The 26,792-nt window shown below is 64.4% G+C and carries 20 protein-coding genes and 7 pseudogenes; 9 read left to right on the forward strand and 18 right to left on the reverse strand.

Features of this window, described 5'->3' with window-relative positions:
- Window positions 1-148: 148 nt before the first annotated feature.
- Window positions 149-514, reverse strand: coding sequence for a hypothetical protein (locus tag KZO24_RS21000; protein WP_486487646.1), 366 nt, complete (start codon window positions 512-514; stop codon window positions 149-151).
- A gap of 65 nt (window positions 515-579) precedes the next feature.
- Here KZO24_RS21000 and KZO24_RS21005 point away from each other — a divergent pair, with 65 nt between their 5' ends.
- Complete coding sequence (locus KZO24_RS21005) at window positions 580-1,236, forward strand: TetR/AcrR family transcriptional regulator (protein ID WP_486487647.1); 657 nt, start codon at window positions 580-582, stop codon at window positions 1,234-1,236.
- 67 nt (window positions 1,237-1,303) lie between these two features.
- Here KZO24_RS21005 and KZO24_RS21010 read toward each other — a convergent pair.
- Window positions 1,304-2,292 (reverse strand): annotated as a pseudogene (locus tag KZO24_RS21010) (GlxA family transcriptional regulator).
- A gap of 126 nt (window positions 2,293-2,418) precedes the next feature.
- On the opposite strand from KZO24_RS21010, the gene KZO24_RS21015 reads away from it, so the two are divergent.
- The 3 genes and pseudogenes from KZO24_RS21015 (at window position 2,419) to KZO24_RS21025 (ending at window position 4,853) form a co-directional block, all read left to right on the forward strand.
- Window positions 2,419-3,246: an alpha/beta fold hydrolase gene (locus tag KZO24_RS21015; protein WP_271180752.1), complete on the forward strand. Its 828-nt coding sequence runs from the start codon at window positions 2,419-2,421 to the stop codon at window positions 3,244-3,246.
- A gap of 37 nt (window positions 3,247-3,283) precedes the next feature.
- Window positions 3,284-4,063, forward strand: a pseudogene (locus KZO24_RS21020) (SDR family NAD(P)-dependent oxidoreductase).
- A 22-nt stretch (window positions 4,064-4,085) separates the two neighbouring features.
- Entirely contained in the window at window positions 4,086-4,853 is a 768-nt protein-coding gene (locus KZO24_RS21025) for an alpha/beta hydrolase (RefSeq protein WP_271180750.1), read from the forward strand.
- Between the two features lie 67 nt (window positions 4,854-4,920).
- Here the strand turns inward: KZO24_RS21025 and KZO24_RS21030 are convergent, their stop codons facing one another.
- From KZO24_RS21030 to KZO24_RS21085, 12 genes and pseudogenes are all read right to left on the reverse strand, one after another.
- On the reverse strand, window positions 4,921-5,121 hold the full coding sequence (locus KZO24_RS21030; protein WP_271180749.1) for a hypothetical protein: 201 nt from the start codon (window positions 5,119-5,121) through the stop codon (window positions 4,921-4,923).
- Window positions 5,122-5,182: 61 nt separating this feature from the next.
- Window positions 5,183-6,052, reverse strand: coding sequence for an exonuclease domain-containing protein (locus tag KZO24_RS21035; protein WP_271180748.1), 870 nt, complete (start codon window positions 6,050-6,052; stop codon window positions 5,183-5,185).
- 315 nt (window positions 6,053-6,367) lie between these two features.
- Window positions 6,368-8,482 (reverse strand): TonB-dependent receptor domain-containing protein, encoded by a 2,115-nt coding sequence (locus KZO24_RS21040; RefSeq protein WP_486487741.1) that lies wholly within the window; start codon window positions 8,480-8,482, stop codon window positions 6,368-6,370.
- A 941-nt stretch (window positions 8,483-9,423) separates the two neighbouring features.
- Window positions 9,424-9,891, reverse strand: a pseudogene (locus tag KZO24_RS21045) (TonB-dependent receptor plug domain-containing protein); the annotation flags it as partial.
- A gap of 246 nt (window positions 9,892-10,137) precedes the next feature.
- Window positions 10,138-10,952 (reverse strand): annotated as a pseudogene (locus KZO24_RS21050) (class II aldolase/adducin family protein).
- A gap of 139 nt (window positions 10,953-11,091) precedes the next feature.
- Entirely contained in the window at window positions 11,092-12,087 is a 996-nt protein-coding gene (locus tag KZO24_RS21055; RefSeq protein WP_271180744.1) for an ABC transporter substrate-binding protein, read from the reverse strand.
- A gap of 150 nt (window positions 12,088-12,237) precedes the next feature.
- Entirely contained in the window at window positions 12,238-12,408 is a 171-nt protein-coding gene (locus tag KZO24_RS21060) for a hypothetical protein (RefSeq protein ID WP_486487648.1), read from the reverse strand.
- Window positions 12,409-12,592: 184 nt separating this feature from the next.
- A pseudogene (locus KZO24_RS21065) lies at window positions 12,593-12,886 on the reverse strand (TonB-dependent receptor domain-containing protein); the annotation flags it as partial.
- Window positions 12,849-14,522 carry a TonB-dependent receptor gene (locus KZO24_RS21070; protein ID WP_486487649.1) on the reverse strand — a complete coding sequence of 558 codons (1,674 nt, stop codon included), beginning with the start codon at window positions 14,520-14,522 and terminating at the stop codon, window positions 12,849-12,851. The pseudogene KZO24_RS21065 and the gene KZO24_RS21070, both read right to left, overlap by 38 nt.
- Before the next feature lie 133 nt (window positions 14,523-14,655).
- A complete protein-coding gene (locus KZO24_RS21075; RefSeq protein ID WP_486487650.1) occupies window positions 14,656-15,828 on the reverse strand; it encodes an MFS transporter in 1,173 nt (390 codons plus the stop codon).
- 64 nt (window positions 15,829-15,892) lie between these two features.
- Window positions 15,893-17,632, reverse strand: coding sequence for a sulfatase family protein (locus KZO24_RS21080; protein ID WP_271180741.1), 1,740 nt, complete (start codon window positions 17,630-17,632; stop codon window positions 15,893-15,895).
- Window positions 17,633-17,728: 96 nt separating this feature from the next.
- Window positions 17,729-17,986 (reverse strand): annotated as a pseudogene (locus tag KZO24_RS21085) (hypothetical protein); the annotation flags it as partial.
- A gap of 716 nt (window positions 17,987-18,702) precedes the next feature.
- On the opposite strand from KZO24_RS21085, the pseudogene KZO24_RS21090 reads away from it, so the two are divergent.
- Window positions 18,703-19,613, forward strand: a pseudogene (locus KZO24_RS21090) (histone deacetylase family protein).
- A 323-nt stretch (window positions 19,614-19,936) separates the two neighbouring features.
- Here the strand turns inward: KZO24_RS21090 and KZO24_RS21095 are convergent.
- Complete coding sequence (locus tag KZO24_RS21095) at window positions 19,937-20,695, reverse strand: IclR family transcriptional regulator (protein WP_486487742.1); 759 nt, start codon at window positions 20,693-20,695, stop codon at window positions 19,937-19,939.
- Between the two features lie 87 nt (window positions 20,696-20,782).
- Here KZO24_RS21095 and KZO24_RS21100 point away from each other — a divergent pair, with 87 nt between their 5' ends.
- The 4 genes from KZO24_RS21100 (at window position 20,783) to KZO24_RS21115 (ending at window position 24,928) form a co-directional block, all read left to right on the forward strand.
- Window positions 20,783-21,568 (forward strand): 2-keto-4-pentenoate hydratase, encoded by a 786-nt coding sequence (locus tag KZO24_RS21100; RefSeq protein WP_271181439.1) that lies wholly within the window; start codon window positions 20,783-20,785, stop codon window positions 21,566-21,568.
- Window positions 21,569-21,572: 4 nt separating this feature from the next.
- On the forward strand, window positions 21,573-22,517 hold the full coding sequence (locus KZO24_RS21105; RefSeq protein ID WP_271181440.1) for an acetaldehyde dehydrogenase (acetylating): 945 nt from the start codon (window positions 21,573-21,575) through the stop codon (window positions 22,515-22,517).
- Window positions 22,514-23,542 (forward strand): 4-hydroxy-2-oxovalerate aldolase, encoded by a 1,029-nt coding sequence (dmpG, locus tag KZO24_RS21110; protein ID WP_271181441.1) that lies wholly within the window; start codon window positions 22,514-22,516, stop codon window positions 23,540-23,542. Before KZO24_RS21105 ends, dmpG begins: the two co-directional genes overlap by 4 nt.
- A 243-nt stretch (window positions 23,543-23,785) precedes the next feature.
- Window positions 23,786-24,928, forward strand: coding sequence for an acyl-CoA dehydrogenase family protein (locus KZO24_RS21115; protein WP_271181442.1), 1,143 nt, complete (start codon window positions 23,786-23,788; stop codon window positions 24,926-24,928).
- 76 nt (window positions 24,929-25,004) lie between these two features.
- Here the strand turns inward: KZO24_RS21115 and KZO24_RS21120 are convergent, their stop codons facing one another.
- From KZO24_RS21120 to KZO24_RS21130, 3 genes are read right to left on the reverse strand one after another with little or no spacing between them, the layout of a single operon-like run.
- On the reverse strand, window positions 25,005-25,307 hold the full coding sequence (locus tag KZO24_RS21120) for a hypothetical protein (protein ID WP_486487743.1): 303 nt from the start codon (window positions 25,305-25,307) through the stop codon (window positions 25,005-25,007).
- A complete protein-coding gene (locus tag KZO24_RS21125) occupies window positions 25,190-26,011 on the reverse strand; it encodes a phosphotransferase family protein (RefSeq protein WP_486487651.1) in 822 nt (273 codons plus the stop codon). The genes KZO24_RS21120 and KZO24_RS21125 overlap by 118 nt, the downstream gene beginning before the upstream one ends.
- Window positions 26,008-26,742 carry a DUF7064 domain-containing protein gene (locus KZO24_RS21130; protein WP_486487652.1) on the reverse strand — a complete coding sequence of 245 codons (735 nt, stop codon included), beginning with the start codon at window positions 26,740-26,742 and terminating at the stop codon, window positions 26,008-26,010. The genes KZO24_RS21125 and KZO24_RS21130 overlap by 4 nt, the downstream gene beginning before the upstream one ends.
- Window positions 26,743-26,792 lie beyond the last annotated feature (50 nt).

The raw sequence follows: 26,792 nt of genomic DNA on the forward strand, positions 1-26,792 counted from the left end.
GACTTCCAATGTCATGAGCGCCATGAGAACCGCAGAATCATCGTCATACGACCGGTTTATCGCCGTGGTTACAGGGCAATGGGAACAGGTCGGGGCAGCAGGAATGTCGGCCCGCCAGATCAGTGGATTGACCGATGCACCGGTTTCCTCAATCTACCATCACTTCGGATCTCTGGAACACTTGTTTCTGGCTTCCCAGCAACAATGCATCGTCGAGGCGAGCCTCTGGTGCGACCGCCAGTGGCAGCAGTTCGATGGACTGCGTGCTTCGCCCGTCGCCTTCGCGGGGTTCTTCGCACAGATCGTCGATGCATGGTGCGAGGAGCAACGCGGGCTGGCCTTCGCCTGGCGCGAATGCCAGCTGCTTGCCCATGAATCGGCGCAATTCGTCGATGCCACGCGGCAGTGGGCCGCGCTGTGGGCGCATTTCTGGAGCGAGGCGGGCCAGCGCTTCGGCCTCGGCGCGGGCAGCATCGTCGCGCAGCGCGTGTTCGAGAACGAGAGCTTCTTCCATATGATCCGCTGGCGGCGTCTGGTCGATCGCGCCGCGCTCGACGAAACCGCCCGCGTGCTCGGCGCATGGCTGACCGGCGGCGCGATACCCCCGCTCCCTGGCGCGAATTCGCGCGCGAAGAGGCGCTGCGCTCGATGCCCACCCTGCCCGACCGGGACGAGACGGCCGCGCGCATCGTCGAGACCGCCGCGCGGATCATCGACGAGGACGGACTCGCCCGCCTCACGCATCGCGCCGTCGCCGAACGCGCCGGACTGACGCTCGGCACGGTGTCGCACAAGTTCCGCACGAAGCCCGCCCTTCTCGAAGCCGCGTTCGAGGGCCTCTACCGCGCCAACGTCGAGCGCCTGCAGGCGGAAGCCCCCGCACGCGACGCGCTTCGCCCCGCCGACCTCGCGGACGACCTTGCCGCGATGGTGCTGCGCGGCGGCAACGCGCGGGGCAGCGACGAACTTTTCGTCGCCACCGCGCGCGATGCTTCTCTGCGCCAGTTCGGCGCCCAGCTGCGCTACTTGCGCGGCCGCACTTCGCGCAGTGCGCTGCAGGATCTTGTCGGCACAGGGCGGGAGGTCGGCGTTACCGAGGCCGCCCTGTTCTCCGGCTTCCTGACCTCGCAGCTGCGCGCCCATGCCGGATTTCCGGACGAGGTCGCACCGCGCATCCGCGACGAGCTGGAAGTCATGGTGGCATTGGCGTGCGGAGTGCCGGGAGATCGCGCCTGAAGGCACGGTATGGGCACGCTAGGGTATCGCTAGGTGCCGTTAAGGCACCGTTGGGTGCCGTATCCGGTCAGGCCGCAATCGCCAGATCGGCGCCGCTTGAGAAGCGATTCCGGTACTCTCCGGGCGACAGGCCCATGACGCGGTTGAACACCCTGCGGAACGCCGTCGCGTCCTCGTAACCCACGGCCCAGGCGATCTGGTCCACCGATCGGCGGGTGAATTCCAGTAGCTCGCGCGCCTTGCCGACCCGCAGATTCTGGACGTATTCCACGGGCTTGAGCCCTGTCGCCGCCTTGAACCGGCGCAGGAATGTGCGCTCCTCCAGCCCCGCCTGCCCGGCCATGTCAGGCACCGCGACCGCCCGCTCCGCCCGCCCCTGAAGCCAGTGCTGGACCTTGAGGATCGCCTCGTCCCCATGCGTCAGGCGCGGCGCGAAACTGCTGTAATGCCGCTGCTCGCGCCCCGAGGGATCGACGAGCAGGAACTTGCCCGTCTCGATCATCACCGTCGGCCCCAGCAGCCGATCGACGATCCGCATCCCAAGGTCGGTCCAGGCCATCAGCCCGCCTGCGGTGATGATGTCGCCATCCTCGATCACCATCTTGTCCGGGTCCAGCCTAACATCCGGAAATCGCGTGCGAAAAGGTTCGGCGAAAAGCCAGTGCGTCGTCGCCGGACGGCCTGACAGCAGCCCCGTCGCGGCCAGCATGAACGTCCCGCCGCACGTGGATGCCAGCGTCGCGCCCGCCGCGTGCCGATCAAGCAGCCAGCGGGCATAAGGCACGGCTTCCTCGGCGCCGACGGGGCCGGTCAGGCGCCCCGGAACGATCAGGATCGCAGGGTCGCCACGCTCGCCGGGATGGGTGTCCGATCCGCGCACGAATCCGCCACCATCTCCTATATTCCAATGACTTACCCGAATCGCAAGCCCCCGCGCTCCGCCGAGAAGTGCGAGGCGATCGCGAACAGGTCGGTAATCCCGTGGACCATTGCCGCCTGACAGCCCGGATAGAGGACGAGGCCGATCTCGGCCTTGATACGCGCGTCTACGGCCATGCCCGAAGCCCCCTTTGTCAGTTTTGGCCTGCCTTATGTCGGAACCGCCGATCCTGCAGGCCGGCGGCGCAGTCTATCCCTCTCCTCACAGGGCGCAACGGCCCGATCGAGAAAGGAGCAAGCGACATGACCACGATCACCACCCGCGACGGAACCCGCATCTTCTACAAGGACTGGGGCGCGAAGGATGCCCAGCCCATCGTCTTCTCCCACGGCTGGCCGCTTTCCGCCGATGCCTGGGACACGCAGATGGTCTTCTTCACGAACGAGGGCTTCCGCACTGTGGCCCACGATCGCCGCAGCCACGGCCGCTCGGACCAGGTCTGGAACGCCAACACCATGGACCAGTACGCCGATGACCTGGCCGAACTGATCGAGGCGCTTAACCTGCGCGACGTGATCCTCGTCGGCCACTCGACCGGCGGTGGCGAAGTCACCCGCTATATCGGCCGCCACGGCACCGACCGCGTCGCCAAAGTGGCGCTGATCGGCGCGGTTCCGCCTCTTATGCTGAAAACCGAGGCCAATCCCGGCGGCCTGCCGATCGAGGCCTTCGACGCCATCCGCAAGGGCACGTACGACAACCGCAGCCAGTTTTTCCGCGACCTCACCAACCCCTTTTACGGCTACAACCGCGAGGGTGCGGCGATCTCGGAAGGCATCCGTGAGGAATTCTGGAGGCAGGGCATGATGGGCGGCCTCAAGGGCCAGCTCGACTCCATCCGCGCCTTTTCCGAAAGCGACTTCCACGCCGATCTCGCCCGTTTCGACGTGCCCACGCTCGTCCTGCATGGCGACGACGACCAGATCGTGCCGATCGGCGCTTCCGCGCTGGAAACGGTGAAGATCGTGTCGGGTGCGGTGCTCAAGGTGTACCATGGCGCGGACCACGGCCTGACCCAGACGCATCAGGACCGCTTCAACGCCGACCTCCTCGACTTCATCCGCGACTGAAGCCTCCCACAGACCGTATCCACGAAAGGACATCCACATGACCAAGGGCACTTTCCTCATCACCGGCGCGTCGGACGGCATCGGCGCGGTCTACGCCGACCGCCTCGCTCGCCGGGGCCACGACCTGATCCTCGTCGCCCGCCGGGCTGACAAACTGGAAGCGCTGGCGACGACGCTCGCCGCCGAAACCGGCGTCAGGGTCGAGACCCTGAGCGCCGATCTCGCCAAGGCCGAAGACCTCGCCCGCATCGAACGGCGGCTGCGCGAAGATGCGGCGATCACCGGCCTCGTCAACAATGCCGGGATCGCCGGGGAGACCACCTTCGTCGGCTCCGACCCCGCCTACCTCACCGGGATGATCGACCTCAACGTGCTGGCCGTCACCCGCCTCGCCGCCGCGATCGCGCCGCGCCTTGCGGACCTCGGCAGCGGGACGATCATCAACATGACTTCGGTGACCGCGCTCATGCCGGACGGGTTCACGGCGGTCTATCCCGCGACGAAAGCCTATGTCCTCGCCTTCACCGAGGCGCTGAACGTCGAGCTTGGTGAGAAAGGCGTGCGCGTGCAGGCGGTGCTGCCGGGGATCACCCGCACACCGATCTGAACCGAGGAGCAACTTGCCGGACTGCCCGCCGAAATGGTGATGGACGTCTATGACATGGTCGATGCCGCGCTCACGGGCCTCGACCTCGGCGAGACGATCACCATCCCGGCGCTGCCCGACAACGCCGACCTCGACGCTTACCTCGACGCCCGCCGCGCGCTGCGCCCCAACCTGTCCCGCAACCGCCCCGCCGACCGCTACGGTGCCTGACGCCGACCCAAGGAGACAAGCCATGAGCAAGACCATCGTTCTCATCCACGGCGCCTGGCTCAATTCCCGCAGCTGGGAGCACGTGAAAGCCCGTTACGAGGCACGCGGCTATACCGTCCTCGCCCCCGATTGGCCCCTCGACGAAGGCGAGCCTGCGGCCTTGCGCGCACGCCCCCACCCGAAGCTCGAAGCGCTGGGACAACGCCAGATCGTCGATCACTACGAGGCGATCATCCGCGCCCTGCCCGAAGCCCCGGTCCTGATCGGGCATTCGCTCGGCGGGGTGGTGGTCCAGCACCTGCTCGACCGGGGACTGGGCGTGGCGGGCGTCGCCATCGACCCCGCCCCCACGCCCGGCGTGCCGATTTTTCCCCATGCGCTCGTCTCGGCTCTACCGGTGTTCCTCGACCCGTTCAGCCGGAGCAAGGTGAAGCACATGTCGCGCCGCTTCTTCGCCAGGCGGTTCGCCCAGACGCTTGGGGCTGCGCAGGCCGAAACGGCCTACGACCGCTACATCGTGCCGACGCCGGGCCGGGTCTACTGGGACGGGATCGTCAAGCCGATGAAGATCGACTGGACCAATCCCAAGCGCCCGCCATTGCTGCTGATCGGCGGCGGCAAGGACCTCATCGCCGATGCTGCGATGACCCGCGCGATCCATGCCCGGCAAAGCCGCGCGCCGTCCCGTACGGACTATGTCGAATTCGCCGAGCGGTCGCACTGGACCATGCTCGACACCGGCTGGGAGCAGGTGGCCGACGCCGCCATCGAATGGGCCGAAAAGCTCTGACCCGGTGGTCCTGCGGGCGATCCGGACATCGACGGCGCAGCGCGCCTGTCGATGTCCGGAGGTTCAATCAGGTCTTGGGCGTGACCCACACTTCGACAGGCGCGATGAACTTGCCCGGCGCCGGCTTGCCGACGTGGACGCGATCGGCAGTGACCTGCTCCCCGTTCGCCAGATGCAGCGTAACCCAGGGCTTGGGCATGCGCTCGAACGTCAATTTCTGGATCGGCTGGCCCGTGGTCGAATTCATGATGGTAGCGATGATACTCATCGCCCGCCGTTAATCGCCCTGGTTCGCAAGCGTCTATGGGTCCGGAGACGTTATACCCGCTTCAGGTGGCGAGCCCGAACCTTGCCCGCAAGGCGTCCTCGGATACGATGACGACCGGCCGACCAGCATCGCGCAATTCCTGCGCGCGGCGATGCAAGGGGCTAGCCTCCACCCACCTCCCGTAAGGCTGCGCTCTGGCAATCACCAGCAAAGTGGTGGTCATACCCACCGATCGGACGACCCGGCCACCCGCCGCCGCGATGACGGTCGCAAGCTTGCCGTCAAGCGGCTCGCCCAGGATCACGACCCGCTCCCCGCTCAGCGGCCCGTCCGGGGCGGGAACTGGCGGCTTGGGCTTGGCGCGCGTCGGTTTGGCCATCCAGCCCTGCAGGTCGATGCCGGTATGTTCGATGGCCTTGATGATCACCATCCCCGCAGCGCGGGCATCGCTCAGGGCATCGTGATGCCGGTGCTCGATGCCGAGAAACCGTGCGAGCACATTGAGACGATGGCTCGCCAGTTGCGGCCAGGCCTGTTTGGCGACCCTGACGCTATCCAGCCATTCCGTTTCGATCAGCGGAAGGGTGCCCAGCCGGCATGCCGCAGCCAGAGCGCCCTTGTCGAAAGCCGAGTGGGCCACCGTGATTCGGCCGCTCAAATGGCGGTCAAGCGCGGCATGGATATCCCCGAAGGTCGGTTGCCCGACGACATCGCACTGCGTGATTCCATGGATGCCGACGTTAAACGTGGAGAACTCGTCCCGAGGGTCCACCAGGGTCTCGTAAGCCAGCACCTCACGCCCATCGCGAAAACCCACGATGCCGACCTGGCAGATGCTGCTGACGCGGGCACAGGCCGTCTCCACGTCGATGACGACGAAGTCCGGCGCGTCGATGGAGGTGGTCAGCTGCGAGGGGATCGGCAAAGTCATGTCGACCCTCTAGCAAGCGACCGCCACCTGCGCGAGATGCCGGCAAGGTTGAGGAAGCTGGCGAGGGATAGAGCGGTTTTGTAGTGACGGGTGGCCATACGCTGAACTGCTTGAGGTGGCCGAACATGCGCGCGAAATCAGCGCCGATCGGGCATCCACTTTGTCAACGCGACCTAGGTTCAAGGAGAAGCAACGGGACACGCCAACTTCAACTGGGAGTCCTTCTCGAAGAAGTCGGCACAGATCAGCACAGCTGGCGCGCTCCGGATTTGCTTGGTGACGCCAGCGTCGACATCGACTGGTACGGGCGATCCATCAGGTTTTCAGCAGGTCCGGCACGATCAGGCTCGCCACGTCAACCCTTTTCGGCAACACGTGGTACATCGCATGGAAGCGATCGGCAGCCCGCTGCAGCGCCGCGACGAATGCCCCGTCGGGAACGGAAAGCCCGGGCTTCTCGCGCGCGGCGATCACTTTGGCGATGGCCGGGTCCATGCCGGTCTGCCGGGCATAAAGCTGCGCGTATTCGCCCGGATGCTCGATACACCAGCGATTCGCATCGCGCGCGCGGGAAAGGAAATCGGCGATGGCGGCGCGCTTGGCCGGGTCCGCCAGCGCCGCGTCGGAAACGGTTATGGCGGAATAGCCCGGGCCGATCCCGGTGCCGTCCCTGATGATCCGCGCACCGTCGGCCTCCGCGCGCGCCTGATAAGTGCCGAACGTCGCCCAAGCCTCGATCTGGCCGGTCGTGAAAGCGGCTGCGGCGTCGTTTGGCAGCATATAGCCGATCTTCACCGCCGAGGGCGGCAGTCCCTTTTCGCGAAGAGCCTCCAGGAGAAGATAGTGCGATATGCTTCCCCGCGCGCTGGAGACGATCACGGTCCTGCCTGCAAGGTCGGCCACCGATCGCACCGGAGAACCGCGCGGCACGATGATCGCCATCGATCGCCCTGCCCCCTTGTTCACCGCCGCGATCTTCAGCTTGCAGCCCGCCGCTGCGGCGAGGATGATGGGCAGGTCTCCCGCCGGAGCCGTATCGACCGCCCCGGCGTTGAGAGCCTCAAGCAACGGCGCGGCGCCCGGGAAGTTGCCCCAGCTGATCGCATAAGGTGTACCGTCGAGACGGCCGGCCGCCGCCAGCTTGGTCTGTAGCAGGTGGACCTGGTCTCCCAGCACCACCTGCGTACGGTCGTCTTTCGCGTTACCGCAGCCGGACAGCAGGGCGATGCCCCCTGCCGCACCCGCCAGGAACCCGCGCCGATCAGAAGCTGACTGCAAGACGGCCATAGTAGTACCCCCGTTGGGATTGTAAGGTGACGGACCGTAATAGCCCTGCCCGGTCTGCGGACTCCCCGGGCCGTTGGTTTCCGGCCTGACGTTGAACACGTTGGTTGCACCGATCTGGAGCGTGGCGAACTCGGTCACTTGCGCGGAAACCGATATGTCGGTGATCCACTTGGCGCCAAAGTACCGATCGTCGCCGGCGGCGGTGCGCTGGGTGTACTTGCCATAGCGCGTGGATGTCAGCGCCAGGCCGATGATGCCCTTCGTCCAGTTGCCGTTGAGCACAATCTTGGTACGCGGATTGATCACCTCCAGTTCGCCGATGCGATCTCCGCCGAAGAACGCGGATCCCGTGGCCAGCAGCGAAGCCCCGTTGGCGCCGAACAGCTGCGAGGGCACGGTCGGCAGCTTGTCCACCTTCGTCTTGTTGTAGTTGAAGGCGGCATTGAGGTTCAGCTTGCCGAAGCCGCCGGGCGAGACAGTCCAGTCGGCGACCACGTCGAGCCCGCGGGTCGAGCTATCGACGGCATTGAAGAAGTACTCGATCTGCTCGATCCCGCTAAGACCATTGGCGTTCAGCAGCGCCGTTATTCCGGTGCCGTAAAGGCGCCCCGTTCTCTCGATCCGGTTCTTGATCTTTATGTAATAGCCGTCCGCCGTGATGCTGAGGTTGGCGGCGGGCGTCAGCACGACGCCTGCTCCCGCATTCCAGCTGCGTTCGGACTTCAGCGGTTTTGCGCCGAACAGCGCGCCTATCGCGGAGTCCGGTGTCACCAGCTTGGCGACGGTCGGGGTCAGCTCGGTCTGGCCGCTCACGGGGTTGAAGACCAGCGCCGTACGCCCGTCAGTCTGCGCATAGGCGGCCTGCGTCAGGGATGGCGCCCGGAATCCGGTGCCGACGGTGCCACGGATCGCCACCACCGGACTGAATTCGTAGCGCGTGTTGAGCTTGACGCCAACCGGACTGCCCGAACCGTCGCTGTAGTGTTCTCCGCGAACCGCCGCGCCGATGTACCAGGCATCCAGCGGATAGATGCCCAGATCGACATAGCCTGCATAGACGCGGCGCGTGGCATCCGCCTCGTCTGCGGGGAGAGCACGATTGCGCCCTGCACCACAGGGGATGCGGCGACACCCACGTTCCAGTCGTACTGCTGGTCTCCCGGCTTGAACACGTAAGTAGCCGGTGTGTAGGCCAACGGGTCACCCGCGAAAGTGCGGAAGCGATCGAGGCGATATTCCGCGCCGAACGAGACCTGCAGCGGCCGTGCCAGGCCGATCTCGAACTCACGCGTCGCGTCAAGGTTGTGCGTCCACTGGCGGAACTCGAAATTGGCGAGGTTGGGCCATTCGGTCGGCCCGGTCGGGCCGAGCGAGGGCTTGATGGAACGCTTGGAGTATTGCCGGCTGTGATTGCGGCCGAAGCTGCTCGACAAATCGACATTCCATCCGGCCAATTCCCCCTTCGCGCCGGCGACGAACTGGAAGTCCGTCTCGTCGATGTTGTTGAGCGGATAGTAGCCGTCGGGAAACAGCGCGGTGAAATTGGCATTGCCGTTGGGTCGGCGGAAGTTGTTGCCGATCTGGACGTCACGCTGGCCATACGTGCCGAAAGAGTAGAGCGTGAAGTCCCCTACCGGCAGTTCACCGTTGTAGGACAGGTTGAACGCCCTGATCTGCGGATCACCGTTATGTGCGCCGTCCTGGTCCCACTGCGCATTGCGCGCGGCCGCTTCGGCGCTGTTAGCCGCGACCTGCTCGGCCGTCAGCCCCGAACTGGCGATCACTTGCTCAACCGTGCGACTGCTCGGCCGACCGTAAAGATTGGTATCGGTGGCCTTCAGGTTCCACCAGTTTCCACCGCGCTTGCGGTAGTCTCCGCTCACGCGAAGGAAGCCGCCGTCACCGATGGCGGTGCCAAAGCCGACCTGGCCCTGCCAACTGTCGCGATCGCCCCGTCCAATGTACTGGCTACCATAGCGGAAGCTGGCGTCCAGGCCTTCCTTGCGGTTGAGCTGGATGTTGACCACACCGGCGATGGCGTCAGTGCCGTACTGCGCCGCCGCCAGATCCTTCAGCACCTCGATTCGCGAAATGGCGCTGCCCGGGATCAGGTCGAGGTCCACCGCGTTGACGCCGCTGGTATCCTGAGTCGTGTTGGTCATGAAACCGCTGTTGTGACGCCGCTTTCCGTTCACCAGCACCAGCGTATAGGCCGGGCTCAGGCCACGGTTGGTAACGGGCCGCACTACTGAATAGACCCCCGCGTGCGTCGCCGAGAAATTCAGCGACGGCAGTATCTTGGTCAACGCCTCTCCGAATTCGGCGGCGCCCGTTCCAGCGAGCTTCTCGCCCCCGACCACGTCGATCGGCGCCGGGCTCTCCGCGACCGTACGCGGGGCACCGCGCACGCCGGTCACGACGATATCGCTGGCAGGTGTCTTGGCCCCCGCATCGCTCGCCGGTGCTGCGTCCGCTTCCCCGGCATGCGCGATGCCACCGAAAGACAAAGCGATCGCTGCACTGCCTGCCGACAGGACGATTTTCGAACTCATGAATTTCACTGATGCACCCCCGATTTAAAATCGGGTTCGGCTTACGTCTCATAAATTGCGCCGACCAATGATCTTTATCGAAGATTGTATTTAATGATATCGACGATGAAACTCATCTTTATGGATATAAATTTCAGCTTTTCCCGTGAAAATATTTTATATTAACATAATAACAATTGTAAAAATGATCGCTTTCCACCGGATTATCGTAACGCAGCGGACAACATGCAAGATCTTTACTTTAAATCAGGCGTCGAAACCAGGAAGCTCTCGCGTTACGCGGCGCAGTACCGCTTCCCACGCAAGCTGGTCATGCGGCTTGACGCCTTCCTTCGCCGCCGCTGAGATCGGGCGTGCGGCAAGCTGGCGACGCGCTTCTTCCTGCGCCGCTTCGGGAGCGATCAGAGCGTGGTCCCGCCCCCAGCCAGCGCCGCGACCTGAGCCGAACAGGCGGCCTCCAGTTGATAGATCCGGCTCCACGTTTCCCCGGGAGTGCTGCCGAGCGCCAGCGTCCCATGGTTGCGCAGCAGCATCTGGCTGGTATCGCCCAGATCGTGCACCAACCGTTCCCGCTCATCGAGATTGAGCGCCACGCCTTCATAGTCGTGGTAAGACAGCCCCGGGATGATCATCAGGGCACGCTGGCTCAGAGGGAGCAGTCCTTCAGCATGAGCCGAAGCTCCCATCCCGTCACGCGTATGGAAATGCGCGATGTAGTGCGCATCGTCGCGCGCGCCATGAATGGCCGAATGGATCACGTAACCGGCATAGTTGATGCCGTATTCGCTATCGCCGATGATGTTGCCGTCGATGTCCACCTTGACCAGGCTAGACGCCGTGATCTCGTCGAACGTCAAGCCGAACGGATTGATCAGGAAGTGATGGTCAGGCCCCGGCACACGTGCCGAAATGTGCGTGTAGAGAAAGTCGTCGAACCGATAGAGCGCGGCGATCCGATAGAATGCGGCAAGATCGACGCGCACTTTCCATTCGGCGTCAGGAATGCCTCTGGGGGCGATTTCCGACCGGCCGATCCGGTCTTCTGCAAAGGCGGTGGCCATGATGCTAATCCTCCGTACTGCGCCGGGATGGGCGCAAATATTTGCAATCACTTCCAGCTTTCGGGGGCAGGCCCTCATCGCTGGAGAAGAGACGGACAACTGCAGGCTTCCCGGGAGCAAGGGTAAGTCGGCTGCTCATTCAGGCCTCCTGCGCGATGATGCTGTTAAAACGATCCGTCCAGAGTGGGCGAACGTCGACATGCCGGGGGATTAACCCGGTGTCCGTGAACACATCGGCAACTTCCTGCTGCGAACGGACGGCCGCCGCGGTGACCGGTCGCAATTCATACGTCGCACTCTGGTGCTGGAACTGGTCGCGCACGTACTCGGCGGGAACCCCGATCTCGTTGGCGATGATCGCTGTCCAGCGGTCCCGGTTCTGTGCGGCCCAGTCGTACCCTTTGCGCAGCAGTTGCAGGTAAACCTCGATCTGCCTGGACTTTTCGGCGTCAGCCAAGGCCTGTTCGCTTGCGCAGACCACGTAGTTTCCTGAGAGAAAGCCCAAAGCCGTCCTGAGAACGCGCGCCCCTTCGGTGGCGAGAGCGCGCTGGATCGGAAACCCGTAGATCGCCCAGGCATCCAGCGACCCGCGTGAGAAGGCAGCCGCCCCGTCAGATACGCTCATCGCGACCGGCTCGATATCGCTCCACTTCAGCCCCACAGCACCCAGCATGCGGATCAGGAAATATTGCGAAGTCGTCGCGCGAACATAGCCCACCTGCTTGCCTTTTAAACCAGCGAGATCGCGGATTTGCGAGCCTGCAGGAACGAGCACTGCCTGGTTGTTCACATCCCCATGATTCACGGCGACTTGGCGAAAGCTCTGCATCGTCGATGCCGCCGCGAAGACTGGGGGTATCTCGCTCATCCCGCCGAAATCGAGCGATCCGGAATTGAACGCTTCGACCACAAGATGACCCGACTGAAATTCCGAATACGAGACCGGAAAGTCAGGCCTCAGGCCGGCGTGTCGAAACAGCAGGCGCGTATCAGCCTCACCTTTTCCAGTTATCGATACCCGCAGTCCGCCGGCATTCCGTACGCCGCCCGAGCATCCCGTCAGACCAGCGGTGAAAGCGCCCGCGCTTCCCCAAAGCACGGCGCGACGATCCAGTTTAAAGTCGTTCGTGAGCATCGCCGGAAAAGATGTCCTCGCCACCTGGCTATGAACCGATTCATGAACGGCCGGCCATGCGACGACAAACGAGTTCTGTCCGAGGCTTGTTGAGCATCGCCAATCGCTTCACGCGGTAGAGACGCTTGCCCCTGTCCTGCCCCCATCTGATCAGAAGTCCTTGCGCAGCATGATTCCGCCATAGCGCTTGTCGTCGCGCGGGACGAACCGGACGGTGCCCGCGAGCGCGCCGTTGGCGAGCAGGGTCGCATAGTTCTGGTTCGTGATGTTCTTCACGAAGCCGCGCACCTGCCAGCTCTCGTCCGCGCCGAGCAGGGCCACGCTGGCGTTCCAGATCACGTAGTCCGGCTGAACCGTGCTCGGGGTCTGGGTCAGCGAGTACTGCGTCCTGCTCTTGAGCGAGACGTCGCTCTGGATTTCCAGGTTCAGCGAGATCCGTCAGCGCGAAGCGGTACGAGGCGTTGCTGTAGAGCTTCCACTTCGGTGCGAAGGGCAGTGGCTCACCGTCGATGTCGCAGCTGGTGGGCGCGCCGACCGGGCAATTGAAGTGCACCACCTTGGCATCGGTATAGGCCAGCGAGGTATCGAGCGAGAGGCCCGGGATCGGGTGCAGGCCGAACTCCAGTTCCACGCCCTTGCTCTCCACGGTGCCCGCGTTGATCAGGCGGGTGACCTGCGCGCCGCCGACGACGTCATTGTAGTTGGCCTGGTAGTTGTGGAACTTGGTCTGGTAGACCGCCAGCGCATACGTGATCTTGCGGTCAAGCGCGGTGCCCTTGATGCCGGCCTCGAACAGAATCCGAGGTTTCCGGCTTCAGCACGATCTCGTCCAGCGGGGTCGTCGCGTTGAGCGAGCGCATGTTGAAATAGACGTTGTAGGCCGGCCCCTTGTACCCGCGCGCGTAAGTGAAATAGGCGTGGGTGGTGGGCGTCACATCCGCCTGGATACCGCCGCGGTAGGCGTCGCCGCGCTGCGAGGTCGAACCCTGCGCCTGATGGTAGGCCCGGATCGAGGTGATATCGAGCGACGACGCCCCGGAATTGGTCGGATCGTTGGTCGAAGTACGCTCGTGGTAGAAGCTCAGGTCGTCCCAGATCGAGCGGTAACCCGCGAAGGCCCGCAGCCACGACGTGAAGTTGAAGTTCGCCTCGCCGAACACCGCGTAGTTCTTGCTCAGGATGCCGTAGTCGGCGACGCCCGTGACAGGAACCGCACTGCCGGAGATCAGGCGGGTGACGGTACGTTCGTAGGTCTCGTCGGTCTTGGCGCGCATGTAGTAGGCGCCCACGACGTAATCGATGAAGTTGCCCTTGGGCGAGGTCAGGCGCAGTTCCTGCGAGAGCTGGCTGGAGGCCAGCTTGCCCTCGTCATGGATCTGCGGGAACGTCGCGGTCAGCGCCGAGAGGCCGTCGTTGTCCTGGAACTGGTGGTTCTTCCATTCGCGATAGGCGGTGATCGAGGTGACGGTGTAGTCGCCCAGTTCCAGTTCGCCGGTCAGCGAGCCGCCGTAGTTCTTGTCGGTGACGTGCGTGTCGAAGCTGGTGCTGGCCTGTCGGTTGGACGCGCTCGGCGTGATGCCCACGCCCGACAGGAACGTGCCGAGCGGAGCCGAGGTGGTGACGGTGCCGGTGGGGTACGCGGTCTGCGAAGTACTCGTGTAGACGCTGGTGGCATCGTCGTAGGAGTGGAGGTAATCGCCCGCGAGGGTGATCTTGAGCGTCTCGGTCGGACGTGCCTCGATCTTGCCGCGCGCGCCGTAGCGCTCGTAGCCGTTGACCTTGCTGCCGGTGTTGAGGTTGCGCACGTTACCGGCGTAATTGGCGTAGAGACCGTCGATGCGGGCGGTCACGTTGGAGGCGATGGCGCCGGTTACGCCGGCTTTGAGGCGGTATTCCTCATCCGTGGTGGCGGTGCCTTCCGTATAGGCATGGAAGGTGTCCGAGGGCGCGGCGGTGACGACGCTGATGACGCCCGCCGAGGAGTTCTTGCCGAACAGCGTGCCTTGCGGGCCGCGCAGCACCTCGATCCGCGACACTTCGCCCACATCCAGCGTGGCCTGTCCCGGACGCGAAAGGACGACGCCATCGACCACCGTGGAGACTGACGATTCCACGCCCGGTGAAGTGCTGATCGTGCCGACGCCGCGCACGAAGACCGAGCGGTCCTTGTTGGAAGCGCTGGTGCGGAAGTCGACCGAGGGGACGGTGGCCGAGAGGTCCTGCAGGTTGTGGATGCCGCGATCGTTCAGCGACTGGCCGCTGACGGCGGTGATCGCGATCGGCACCTGCTGGATGGATTCGTCACGGTAGCGGGCGGTCACGACGATCTCGCCGGAAGCGGGCTCAGCGGCTTCCTCGGCCTGCGCAACCATCGGAAAAACGGCCGCAGACGCCAGCAATGCATAACGGACGAAGCGGTACGAGATATCGGTCATCGGAAACTCCCTGGAATGGGAGCGTTGATAGTCAACCAATTAAGTTGAGAAAGATAGTTTTCCTTTAGTGCCCTATGAAACTTCCCCTAAGCCGCCGACCGAACGCCCTCACCGCTGCCCGTCGGTTGGATCGTCAGGCCGCCCGAGGCCCATCGATAGCCACGATCACAGGCATGGTCAGCTGTATCCAGCCGAGCGCCAGCAGGTAGGAACACGCCGCGAAACCGAACAACGGCCCGTAGCCGAGCCCGGCCGCCAGCACGAGGCCGGACACTTTGCTGATCGCCGCTCCGCCCATGTTGCCGCAGAAGGCGCCGAAGCCGGTCACCCGCCCCACCTTGGCGCGCGGAGTGACGTCGGCGATAAGCCCGAACAGGTTGGTCGAGAACCCTTGATGGCCCGCCAGCGCCAGAGCCAGCAGCGCCACTGCCGCCCAGTAGGCATCGACATGCAGCGCCAGCGGCACCGGCACCACGCAAAGCGCGGAAACCAGCATGAGCGTCTTGCGCGTCCGGTTGGCGCCGATACCGCGCGCCAGCATCGCGTTGGCGCCATAGCCCGCAAGCAGCGAGCCCGCCGCCGAGCCGCAATAGGCCAGCGCCAGCGGCGGTCCCAGATCGGTGCCGGAAAGACCGAACTGCCGGTGGAAATAGTCCGGCATCCAGAACAGCATCAGCCACCATGTCGCATCGGACAGCACTTTGCCGACGGCGACCGTCCAGGTGCGTCGCTCCAGCAGGAACAGCCGGTCGCCCGAGCGCACGTCGCCCGAAGAGGCGGGCGCACGGTCGCCGAAATCGACCCCGCGCGACGCCAGCAGCCAGGCGAGCACCCAGACCAGCCCGACCGCTCCGGCCGCCACGAAAGCGCCTCGCCAACCCCAGACCAGCGCGACGAGCGGGATCGCCAGCGGCGCAAGGATGGCGCCAAGGCTGTTCATCGCATTGGAAAGGCCGAAGCCCAGCGACCGGGACTCGGGCGGAAACAGCGCGGCAATCGTCTTGACGCCCGAGGGAGTACCCATCGATTCCGTCGCGCCAAGGCCGATGCGGCAGAACACGAACTGGCTGAAGCTCTGCGCCCAGCCATGCGTCATCGCCATGACCGACCACGCCGTCACGCCCGCGACGTTGGCCCACTTGGCGCCAAGCCGGTCGACCAGCCAGCCCGCCGCCAGGAAGCCCACCGCCGCGCCCGCCTGGAACCAGGCCGCCAACGTGCCGTAGTCGTCGTCGCTCCAGCCGAGGTCGGCCGCGATCGTCGGCTTGAGCACCGATATGATCTGCCGGTCCACGAGGTTCAGCACCCCCGCCGTCAGCGCCAGCGCGAAGATCAGCCAGCGGCGGCGGGGGAAAGCAACGCGCCCACGCTCACTTCTCCGAGGCTTTGCCCGAGGTCTGGCCGCCAGCGTCGATCTGCCGCTTCAGCTCGTCGGCCAGCGGCGGGGTGTAGATGAGCGGCTTGCCCTCGGCCTGCGCCTTCAGCTTGGCGGGGGTATCGGGCATGTTCGGGTCGAAGCGATCGACGGGGTTCGGCTTGACGTACCAGTCGGCCGGGAAGTCCGCCGCATGCGGCCCGTTGATCCCGCGCCGCAGCGACCCTTGCGCGGTCCGCTTGCCATAGGGAATGACGTGCCTGCCGGCCGAGTTGGCCAGTTGGTCGTAGAGCGCGAGGCGCAGTTCCTGCTTCTTCGGAGCCCACGCCGGATCGTTGATCAGGTTGTGCATCTCATCCGGGTCGGACTTGAGATCGTAAAGTTCCTCGGTGTCGTAGACGCCGTAGTACTGGATATATTTCAGCCGGTCCCGCTCGATCGCGAAAGTGGTCGGAGTCATCGGGAAGTTGTATTCCCAGTAGTATTCGTAAGTGAAGTCACCCGGCTTCCACGCGGATACCGGCTGCACGCCTTCCCACAGCTTCCAGGCGCTCGTGCCCTCGAACTGCGGCGGGCGCTGCGCCCCGGCGACGTCCAGGAAAGTCGGCGCGAAATCGAGGTTGCGGATGCGGCCTTCGTTGACCTTGCCCGCCGGGACCGTGCCCGGCTCCCACACGACCAGCGGCACCCGGATCGAGGCTTCGTAGGCGTTACGCTTGTCGATCAGGCCATGTTCGCCGATCATATAGCCGTTATCCGAAGTGAACACGACCAGCGTGTCCTTCTCCAGGTGGTTCTTGCGCAAGTAGTCCATCACCCGGCCGAGGCTGTCGTCGATCGCGGACAACGTGCCGTAGTAGTACTTGAGGTACTCGGTCATCGGCACATCGGCGTTGTAGAAGAAGTCGATGCCGTGCCAGGTGTTGCGCTGGTTCTGCACCCACAGCGGCTTGCCCGCGTTGTTCTGGGGCGTGTTCGCCGCGGAGGCAGGCAGCGTGAACTTCGCCTTGTCGTACTGGTGCACGTAGCGCGGCGGCGGCAGCGGATCGGAGTGCACGCCCTTGTGGCTGAGATAGAGGAAGAACGGCTTCTTCGGATCGCGCTCCTTGGTCAGCCAGTCCATCGCATAGTCGGTCAGTTCATCGGTGATGTAGCCCTTCTGGGGCACCGTCTTCCCGTCGACGTTGAGGTTCGGAGAGGACTGCCCGGTATTGACCCTGGACGGCCAGTAGTTGCCCTGACCGATGAAGCTCACCCACTTGTCGAAGCCCGGCCGTGGTGCGTCGGTGCTGGCCCCCATGTGCCACTTGCCGAAGAACGCGGTCTGGTAGCCCGCCTGTCGCAGGTAGCTCGGGAAGTAGGTGAGGCCCGCCTCGGAGCTGTCGTTGTTGTCGACGATGCCGTGGTTGCGCGCGGTCTGCCCGGTCAGGATCGTCGCACGGCTGGGGCTGCACAGCGACGAAGTGACAACCGCATTGGGGAAGTAGGTCCCCTCCTTCGCCATGCGGTCGATATTCGGGGTCTTGAGCAGGCCCGGCTGGAGGAAGCCGAGCCCGTCGTAGCGCAGGTCGTCCACCAGCACGAACACGATGTTGCGAGGGCGCGCATCCGGCCTAGCCGATGCGGCAGCAGGCGCGGCGCGGTCTTTGGCCAGAGCGGCCGGAGCGGAAATCGAGAGCGCGGCGAAACACGCGGCGCCCAGCAGAGCCTGCGCGGCAACGAGGGTCTTCTTCATATAGGTTCCTGAAGAGGTGATCACCTCGGCCGCGTGACCGTCGGTGCAAAGGGACGAACTTTGCCTAGGATCATCGCGGACAGCCACTCTATAAGTTCATACCGCGCGAAAGAAATCCTTGCCTCGAGAAAAGAGGGTTTCGGCCGGCGCCCTCCGCCTGGCGCTAAAATAGCCGAATACGGGCGCCCTTCCCATGCTTTGTCTGACGACGAGCGACACCGGACAACTGATCGCCTGATAAGGCCCCTGCGGTTCACACGCGAAGGCCGCAACGGCCATGGTCGCTATCTTCGCAATCGGTTGCCGGACAGTCGTAAGAACCGGCGAGTAAAGCCGAGCTGCATCGCTGTCATCGCATCGCGCAACCCAAAGCTCTCACGGAACGGAGATACCCAGTGCGTGGGCGACCATACCTGCGGCCAGTTCGTCATTTTAATTGAAGATTGCCGTTGGGGGCGTCTCGATGCCAAGTGGCGGCGGCCGCCGAGGCGCTCCAAATTCATCAACGGTCAATCCGTCCCGCCCCACTGATCAACGAGACCGTCAAACTCGACGATCTCTATCTCTTCCAGACGTACGCGCCTGCTCGTCAAAGCACTGTTAAAAAGCTTCCCGCCGTATTCTGCCGGATGCTACACTTGAATCGTCTGCAATCAATCCGAACCAGCGGTGACCACTCTCCTAGAAATGCTCGGCCACCGCTGCAGTGCCGTCTGCATGATCGGCGTTGATCGAGAAAGAGCGTTGAACCTGTCGCCCCGGAGGATATCCTTACATAACAGTTGCGCGCTTGATTATCCTGCTTGCCGATCGAATACCGCAACCAAGTCGAACGGCAAGCTTGAGTGCATGCCTGTCGTTCGGTTCGACTATGATGAATGGCTCAAAGTGGTCGCGAACTGCCGCAATAGCGGACGGACCGCACCTCGGGACCGACATTGGATCGCTGAGCGTCTCAAAGGGGCCGACTCGCGCATTCCCCGGCCGAGCTTCCCGAGCTAAAATCGTCTGGTCAGCGCCGCCGACAATGCTGCTCGACCTGTGTATCAAGGCGCTCTACCTGCAAGGCCATGCTGCATATCGTCCATCATCCCGGTTACGTGGTCGAAACCGAGCGCATGGGCACTTTCCCGCATGACAAGTATGCGCTGGTCATGCGTGCACTGGGCGAAACGGGTGTGCCGATGACCATACATGCGCCCGAAATCATGCCACGAGAATGGCTCGAGGCAGTCCACGACCCTGCCTATGTCGATGAAGTCATCAGTTGTTCCGTCCCGGCGGCCAAGCAACGCCGGATCGGTTTTGCGATCGATGAGCGGATATCCCGGCGATCGCAGCTTTCCCCGGAGGAACATGGCTCGCGGCGAAACTGGCGCTGCGGCATGGATATGCGGCAAATTCCGCCGGTGGCAGCCACCACGCCCTGGCCGATACCGGCGCGGGCTATTGTGTGTTCAACGATCTGGCGCTTGCCGCCAACAGGCTGATCGAGGACGGTAACGTCTCACGCATCCTGATACTCGATCTCGACGTACATCAGGGGGACGGTACTGCCGCCCTCACCGCAGGACGCAGCGACATCTTCACGCTGTCCATTCATGCCGAGAAGAACTTTCCCACACGCAAGGCGCGCTCGTCGCTGGATATCGGACTACCCGATGCAACGGGCGATGCGGACTATCTGAAAGCGCTGGCCGGAGCGCTGCCCAACGTCCTCGATCATTTCATGCCTGAACTGATCCTGCTGCAGGCAGGCGTCGATGCCCATGCGGAAGACAAGCTTGGCCGGCTGTCCATGACCGACGAGGGCCTAGCGGACCGCGATCGATTTGTGGCGGCAGAGGCGATGCGGCGCGCCATTCCATTGGCGAGCACGCTGGGCGGTGGCTATGGCACAGATCGCGAAGCCGTAGCCATGCGGCACGCCCGCACGATCCTCACCCTGTTCAACACGATCAGCGCGCGAAATGCCGCCTGATTGCGCAGGGCTTACCTTACTAGGCCCGCCTCACTCTCGGCGTCGATGCGCTCGCCCAGCTTTTCGATCTCCTTGGGATTGAGAATTCAGGTGCAGGTCTTACGGCCTTTGCGGAACATCGGCCGCCTAAGCAGGATGCCCGTCTGCCCCTATTTCGATCGCGGGCGGTCGAGCTTAAGCGTTTCAAGTATCTGAAAATACCTGCTTAGATATCGCTAGTAAACACTTGATCTATCAGCATCCCAGAGACCTTACGTTTGATCACACCTCTTCGCTGCCCAGCTAAAAGAACGGGCCAAAATTCCAGATCATTGCAAATCCGTCTACGTGGAGCAGCCGAAGGCCCGTTGCTCCAACACGCCTCGCGCCTCTTCCAGCAACGGCAGCGCTGCTTCCAAGTCCCCCGAATGGCTTGGTTCGATCGCCCGTGAGGCAGAAAGCGCGGCGACGACAGCGCCCTTCGCATCGCGCAGCGGAACCGCGATGCATGCCAGCCCTTCGCTGATCTCTTCACGATCGCAGGCATAGCCCAGCCGGCGCACTGCCACGAACTCCCGCGCAAGCGCACGAGGCTCGGTGATCGTATGCGTAGTCAGTTGGACGAATGGACCGGCCTCCAGATAGCGGGCCTGCTCTCCATCCGGCAGATGCGCCAGCAGGACCTTGCCGATCGCGGAGCAATAGGCCTCCAACTGCATCCCTACTTTCGTGAACAGATCGCCGCCCACCTTGACGCGGTACGTCACCATATCGCCGTCGAGGGTGCCCAGTTGCACGACGCAGCCCAAACGCCTCGCGAAGTCGGGCAACAATTGGCGGCCGATACCGGACAGCACCTCCGGCACGTTGATCCGGCCCGCGAAGGCGAGCATTCGCGGGCCGGCAACATGACGCCCGCCTCCAACCGGCGTCAGCAGCCCTGCGTCACGCAACGTGGCAAGATGCCGGTGTATGGTTGCCACCGGGACATTGAGACTGCCCGCAAGCGATGAGGCGCGGCTGCGCCCGCCATCGGTCAGGACCGCCTCCAACAAGTCCGTCGCCCTCTCGAAAGATGAAAGGCGCGGCATTCCATTTCTCATATTGTGAGAAGTAAACCTGCTAGCCAACTGGCGCAAGTCATGCCGCGCATCTATGCTCGACGGCAAGCGAGAGGGAGACCATCGGTAATGACCGAAACACCGCACGAGAGCCTGGCGAAAAGGCTGCGCGACGCTTACGTCGCGGGCGCCGTACCACCACTGAGGGATGGCCTTGAGCCGGTGGATGCGGCGGGCGCCTATGCCGTGCAGGAGATCAACACCCGTCACTGGCAGGCACAGGGCCGCCGCATCGTCGGCAGGAAGGCGGGCCTAACGGCAAAGGCCGTGCAGGTTCAGCTCGGCGTCGATCAACCGGATTTCGGCGTCCTGTTCGATGACATGCGCATCGCCGACGGCGGACTTCTCGCGGCTTCCCGGACGATCCAGCCGAAGGCCGAAGCCGAGATCGCGCTCGTGCTGGCACGCGACCTGCCGGAAGACACGACCACCGCCGCGCAGGTGGGCGCGGCGACGGGCTCGGTTCACGCCGCGATCGAGATCGTCGATTCCCGCATCGCCGACTGGAAGATCACCTTTGCCGATACCGTGGCGGACAATGGATCGTCCGCCTTCTTCGTGATCGCAGAGGAAGGCGTTCCGATCGCCGGGCGTGACTTGTGGAGTTGCGGCATGGTGATGACGGTGAACGGCGCGATCGCTTCGATCGGCGCTGGCGCAGCCGCCCTCGGCCATCCGCTCGAAGCGGCCGCCTGGCTGGCACGCACGCTGGCGGCACGGGGCGATCCCCTCAAGGCGGGCGACATACTACTTACCGGCGCGCTGGGGCCGATGGTGCCTCTCTCGCCGGGCGATCAGGTGCGCGCCGTGGTCGGCGGGATCGGCGAATGCGCTTTCAGCTTCGGCGGAGAATGACGCCATGAGCAGAACCAAGGTCGCGATCATCGGCTCGGGGAACATCGGCACCGACCTGATGATGAAGATCATGCGGCTCTCGAAGACGCTCGAGGTGGCCGCGATGATCGGCGTCGATCCGTCCTCGGACGGCCTTGCCCGCGCCGAGCGCATGGGCATCGCCACCAGCAGCGCGGGGATCGACGGGCTGCTTGCCCTGCCCGGCTTCGACGAGATCGGCATCGTCTTCGACGCCACGTCCGCAGGCGCGCACGAGCGGCACGACGCCGTCCTGCGCGAGCACGGCAAGCGCGTGGTCGATCTCACCCCCGCCGCGATAGGGCCTTTCGTGGTGCCGCCGGTCAACGGCGCAGCGCATCTCGATGCCGCCAACGTCAACATGGTGACTTGCGGCGGACAGGCGACGATCCCTATCGTCCACGCCATCAACCGCGTAGCGCCTGTGCACTATGCCGAGATCGTTGCCTCCATCGCCTCGAAAAGCGCAGGTCCGGGCACGCGTGCCAACATCGACGAGTTTACCGAGACGACCAGCCGCGCCATCGTCGAGATCGGCGGCGCCAAGCGGGGCAAGGCGATCATCGTGCTCAACCCCGCGGAACCGCCGCTCATCATGCGCGACACAGTGCTGTGCCTGTGCGAGGACGCGGACCGCGAGGCGATCGCCGAAAGCATCGCCGCCATGGTCGCGCAGGTCCAGGAATACGTCCCCGGCTACCGCCTGAAGCAAGCGGTCCAGTTCGAAAGCATCGGCTCCAACCGCCCCTTGCGCATTCCCGAAATGGCATCGACCGGCCGGACCGAATTCACCGGCCTCAAGGTTTCCGTCTTCCTCGAGGTGGAGGGCGCGGCGCATTACCTGCCCGCTTATGCCGGCAACCTCGATATCATGACCTCGGCGGCCCTGCGCACGGCCGAGCGGATCGCCATGAAGGAGGCCGCCCTGTGACCCCCGCCAAGCCAAAGCTCTATATCCAGGACGTCACCCTGCGCGACGGGATGCACGCGATCCGTCACCAGTACGGCCTCGACCACGTCCGGTCGATCGCGCGCGCCCTCGACCGTGCCGGGGTGGATGCGATCGAAGTGGCGCACGGCGACGGGCTCAGCGGGTCCTCGTTCAACTACGGGTTCGGCGCGCATACCGACTGGGAATGGCTGGAAGCGGTGGCAGAAGTGCTGGAAAGCGCGGTGCTGACGACGCTGCTGCTGCCGGGGATCGGCACGGTCCATGACCTCAAACAGGCGCACAGCCTTGGCGTCCGCTCGGTCCGCATCGCGACGCACTGCACCGAGGCGGACGTTTCGCGCCAGCATATCGAGGCGGCACGCGGCCTCGATATGGACGTGTCCGGCTTCCTGATGATGAGCCATATGGCAGAGCCGGAAGTACTGGCCCGGCAGGCGCTCCTGATGGAGCAATACGGCGCCCACTGCGTCTACGTCACCGACAGCGGCGGCGCCATGAACATGGACGACTACGCGGCGCGGCTGCAGGCTTACGACCGGGTGCTCAAGCCGGAAACGCAGCGCGGCGTGCATGCGCACCACAACCTCTCGCTCGGAGTGGCGAACTCCATCGTCGCTGTGCAGAACGGCGCGGTGCGCGTCGATGCCTCGCTGGCGGGGATGGGCGCGGGGGCGGGCAATGCTCCGCTCGAAGTGTTCATCGCCGCTGCGGACCGCAACGGCTGGGACCACGGCTGCGATCTCTACGCGCTGATGGACGCGGCAGAGGATCTGGTTCGCCCTTTGCAGGACCGCCCCGTGCGCGTCGATCGCGAGACGCTGACGCTCGGCTATGCCGGGGTCTACTCCAGCTTCCTGCGCCATGCGGAAAAAGCCAGCGCCGATCACGGCGTCGACACCCGCGCCATTCTTGTCGAGGCCGGGCGTCGCAAGATGGTCGGCGGGCAGGAGGACATGATCGTCGATATCGCGCTCGACCTCGCGCGGGCACCATCGGCGCAGTGAAAAGAAGACCTGGTCCGTTTTCAGTGGACCAGGTCTTTAGAGTCATAGGAGAGAGACCGCCTGAGGCGGTCCGGTCGAACCGGAAGACAGGCATCGCCTGCGGAGGCGATGCGCATCCCGTGGATGTGAGGTCCGACGATTTCAATCTCGCATAAAGTTCACAGGTTTACAATATGCGATTTCATGGGCTAACCCGAAGGGTGACGGGGTGACGCACGATCGCCGCGAAAAAGGGATGATGCCATGTTGGAACGCGATGCCAGCCACCTTTTCGACGAAGACCTCCGGCTGTTTCGCCAGACCGTGCGCCGCTTCGTCGAGCGCGAATTCTCGCCCCGGGTGGAGGAGTTCGAGGACGCCGGAAAGGTCGCCCGCGACTTCTGGCTAAAGATGGGCGAGGCCGGGTTCCTGTGCCCCGGAATTCCGGAGGAGTTCGGCGGTCTTGGGCTCGACTTCCGGTTCAATGCCATCCTCAACGAGGAACTGACTTATGCGATGATGTCGGACAGCGTGACGCTGCAGTCCGACATCACGATGCCCTACCTGCTGCACTACGCATCGGACGAACTCAACGCGCGCTGGCTGCCGGGCATGCTGTCGGGCGAGACAGTGTCCGCAATCGCGATGACCGAACCGGGCGCAGGCTCGGACCTGCAGGGCGTGCGCACCACGGCGCGGCGTGACGGCGACGAATACGTCATCAACGGCTCCAAGACCTTCATCACCAACGGGCAGAATGCCGACGTCATCATCACGGTATGCAAGACCGAGCCGGAACTGGGCGCCAAGGGCACCTCGCTGATCCTGGTCGAAGCGGATCGCGCCGGGTTCGAGCGCGGGCGCAATCTCGACAAGGTCGGGCAGTGGATGGCGGATACCTCCGAACTGTTCTTCAACGACGTGCGCGTGCCCGCCAGCAATCTCATCGGGCAGGAGAACCGGGGGTTCATCTACCTCGTCAGCGAACTGGCGCAGGAGCGTCTGTCGATCTCCATCACCGCGCAGACCGCCGCGCAGCGCGCCTATGACGAGGCGGTGGCCTTCACGCGTGAGCGCAAGGCCTTCGGCAAGGCAATCATCGATTTCCAGAACACCCGCTTCACCCTCGCCGACATCAAGGCCAAGCTGCAGGTCGGCTGGGCTCATCTCGACTGGGCGATCGCGCGCCATGTGCGCGGCGAACTGACGGCCGAGGAAGCGGCGGCGTCGAAGTACTGGCACACCGAGATGCAGTGGCTGGCCTGCGACGCGGCGCTGCAACTGCATGGCGGCGCCGGATACATGAACGAGTACCCGATCGCCCGCATCTGGCGCGATGCGCGCGTGCGCCGGATCTACGGCGGGTCGAGCGAGATCATGCGCGAACTGGTCGGCCGCTCCCTGTGAGCGGCCAAATTCGGAGCGCGATGACTTGACCTCAAATCGTCATTGCGAGCGCATCGAAGCAATGACGAAGGGTGGTTCAATCCCGGCAGTAATGCGCCGCTTCGGCAAGGAAGCGCGTCTCGTGCGTGGGATCGGCGAAGTAGGAATCGTGCCCCGCGAGGCGCGAATAGCGATAGAGCGCCGCCAGCTTGAAGTTCACCATGGCCTGATACCAGCGGATATCGATCGCCTCGCCCCCGGTCTGCGCAAAGTAGCGCGCGATCACCGTTTGCGGCTCGGGGCAACCGGCTTCCAGCAGCGCAGCCGCCAGATCCTGCACCGGCGTATGGCACGCCCCTTCCCGTGGGAGCGAGCAGGCGAGATAGGCAAGGTCCAGCAGCGGATCGCCGACGGTCGCCAGTTCCCAGTCGAGGATGGCGACGAGCCGGGGCACCCCTCGCCGCTCCACATGACATTGCCGAGGCGCATGTCGTTGTGGATGATCGCCGCGCCGGAAGGCTCGGGCGCCCTGCCCTCCAGCCATGCCGCGACTTCGCGGAACGCCGGGGACGGCTCCTCGCGCCCGTCATCCAGCATGCGCGCGAATATCCGCAGGTGGCGCGCGTTGAAGGCTTCCGGCCTGGCCTTCCCGGCAAGCGGGGTGGCGCTCCAGTCGATGCCGTGAAGCTGCGCCATCGCCGAGACCAGTTGCCCCGCCATGCCCTCGCCGACACTCTCGCCGGTAAAGGCGGCCGGAAGCGTCTCGGTGACGACCACGCCGTCCACCATGTCCATGATGTAGAACGGCACGTCGAAGACCGCGCCCGCCTCGGCCGTTGCCAGTACGCCTGGGACGGGGACGCCGTGCGGCCCGACGATGCGCAGGAAGCCCGCCTCGCGCAGCACGTCGTTGCTGCCCGGTGGGAACGGCGGCGGCGGCGGGCGGCGCAGCACCATGCCCCGCCCGCCCGTGTCGAGGCGGAACGTCAGGTTGCTGTGCCCGTCGCCGATCGGCGCGATGCGGGGTTCTTCGTCGGCAAGGTCATGCTCGCGCAGGAAGGCATGCAGGCGCTCGCGCGTGGGCGCATCGAAACTCCAGCTCAACGGGTCGCTCCGCTTTCCACCAGATGGTCGAGATAGGCCTGCTGCCAATGCGTCTCGTACTGCCCCGCCGCTACCGCGCCGTCGATCGACCCGGTACAGGCGGCTTCCTGGATGAGCGTGCCGAACTTGTCCTTGGTCGGCAGCTTGACGAGGCCGAAGCGCTGCAGTTCGAGCAGGCAGGTTTCCCCGGAGGTATCGACAATCTCGGCACGCAGGGTGTCCTGGCTCATGTCGTCACGATAGGTGCCGTGCTGGCGGATCGTGGCGATCGGCGTCAGCGCCCCGTCGCGCACGACATAGCCCGCGCAGCCCAGCTCGCCGCGCGCGATCCAGATCCAGCCGTTTATCATGCGGCTGCCATCGGGCGTATAGGCGCACAGCCACTTCCAGTGCTGCGGCACGCCCCAGTTGCGGTTGCCCCAGCTGTGATCGCGGTGCGCCATGCCCGAAAGGTCGATCGTGCGCCCGCCCGTGCGGATGCTGCCCTCGATCCGCCCGGTCTGCTCGTAGCGGTTGAGCGCGAACCATGCGGGCAACCCATCGGGATTGTCATGATAGCTGAAGGGCGGATGGCTGCCGGTGAAGGTGAAATCCAGTTCCACGCGCTCGCTGCGATAGCTGACCCTGGCCGGCTCTCCGAAGCCGGTCTTGCGCAGTTCCAGCCCCTCGAACGACAGCGCGTCGAGGTCCATCCCCGCAGGTATCTCGCCATTGACGAGTTCGAGCAGCAACGGCCGCTTCTCCTCCCCCAGAGCACCACGTTGAAGCCCGCCTTCCCGGC

It is taken from the genome of Novosphingobium sp. NFX11 (assembly GCF_057376415.1).

What these genes read in the sequence shown, in the direction of transcription:
- KZO24_RS21000 (WP_486487646.1), bottom strand. Translation starts at nt 514, where the DNA reads ATGGAAGAAGCTCTCGTTCTCGAACACGCGCTGCGCGACGATGCTGCC.
- KZO24_RS21005 (WP_486487647.1), top strand. Translation starts at nt 580, where the DNA reads ATGGCTGACCGGCGGCGCGATACCCCCGCTCCCTGGCGCGAATTCGCG.
- KZO24_RS21015 (WP_271180752.1), top strand. Translation starts at nt 2,419, where the DNA reads ATGACCACGATCACCACCCGCGACGGAACCCGCATCTTCTACAAGGAC.
- KZO24_RS21025 (WP_271180750.1), top strand. Translation starts at nt 4,086, where the DNA reads ATGAGCAAGACCATCGTTCTCATCCACGGCGCCTGGCTCAATTCCCGC.
- KZO24_RS21030 (WP_271180749.1), bottom strand. Translation starts at nt 5,121, where the DNA reads ATGAGTATCATCGCTACCATCATGAATTCGACCACGGGCCAGCCGATC.
- KZO24_RS21035 (WP_271180748.1), bottom strand. Translation starts at nt 6,052, where the DNA reads ATGACTTTGCCGATCCCCTCGCAGCTGACCACCTCCATCGACGCGCCG.
- KZO24_RS21055 (WP_271180744.1), bottom strand. Translation starts at nt 12,087, where the DNA reads ATGCTCACGAACGACTTTAAACTGGATCGTCGCGCCGTGCTTTGGGGA.
- KZO24_RS21070 (WP_486487649.1), bottom strand. Translation starts at nt 14,522, where the DNA reads ATGACCGATATCTCGTACCGCTTCGTCCGTTATGCATTGCTGGCGTCT.
- KZO24_RS21080 (WP_271180741.1), bottom strand. Translation starts at nt 17,632, where the DNA reads ATGAAGAAGACCCTCGTTGCCGCGCAGGCTCTGCTGGGCGCCGCGTGT.
- KZO24_RS21095 (WP_486487742.1), bottom strand. Translation starts at nt 20,695, where the DNA reads ATGAGAAATGGAATGCCGCGCCTTTCATCTTTCGAGAGGGCGACGGAC.
- KZO24_RS21100 (WP_271181439.1), top strand. Translation starts at nt 20,783, where the DNA reads ATGACCGAAACACCGCACGAGAGCCTGGCGAAAAGGCTGCGCGACGCT.
- KZO24_RS21105 (WP_271181440.1), top strand. Translation starts at nt 21,573, where the DNA reads ATGAGCAGAACCAAGGTCGCGATCATCGGCTCGGGGAACATCGGCACC.
- KZO24_RS21115 (WP_271181442.1), top strand. Translation starts at nt 23,786, where the DNA reads ATGTTGGAACGCGATGCCAGCCACCTTTTCGACGAAGACCTCCGGCTG.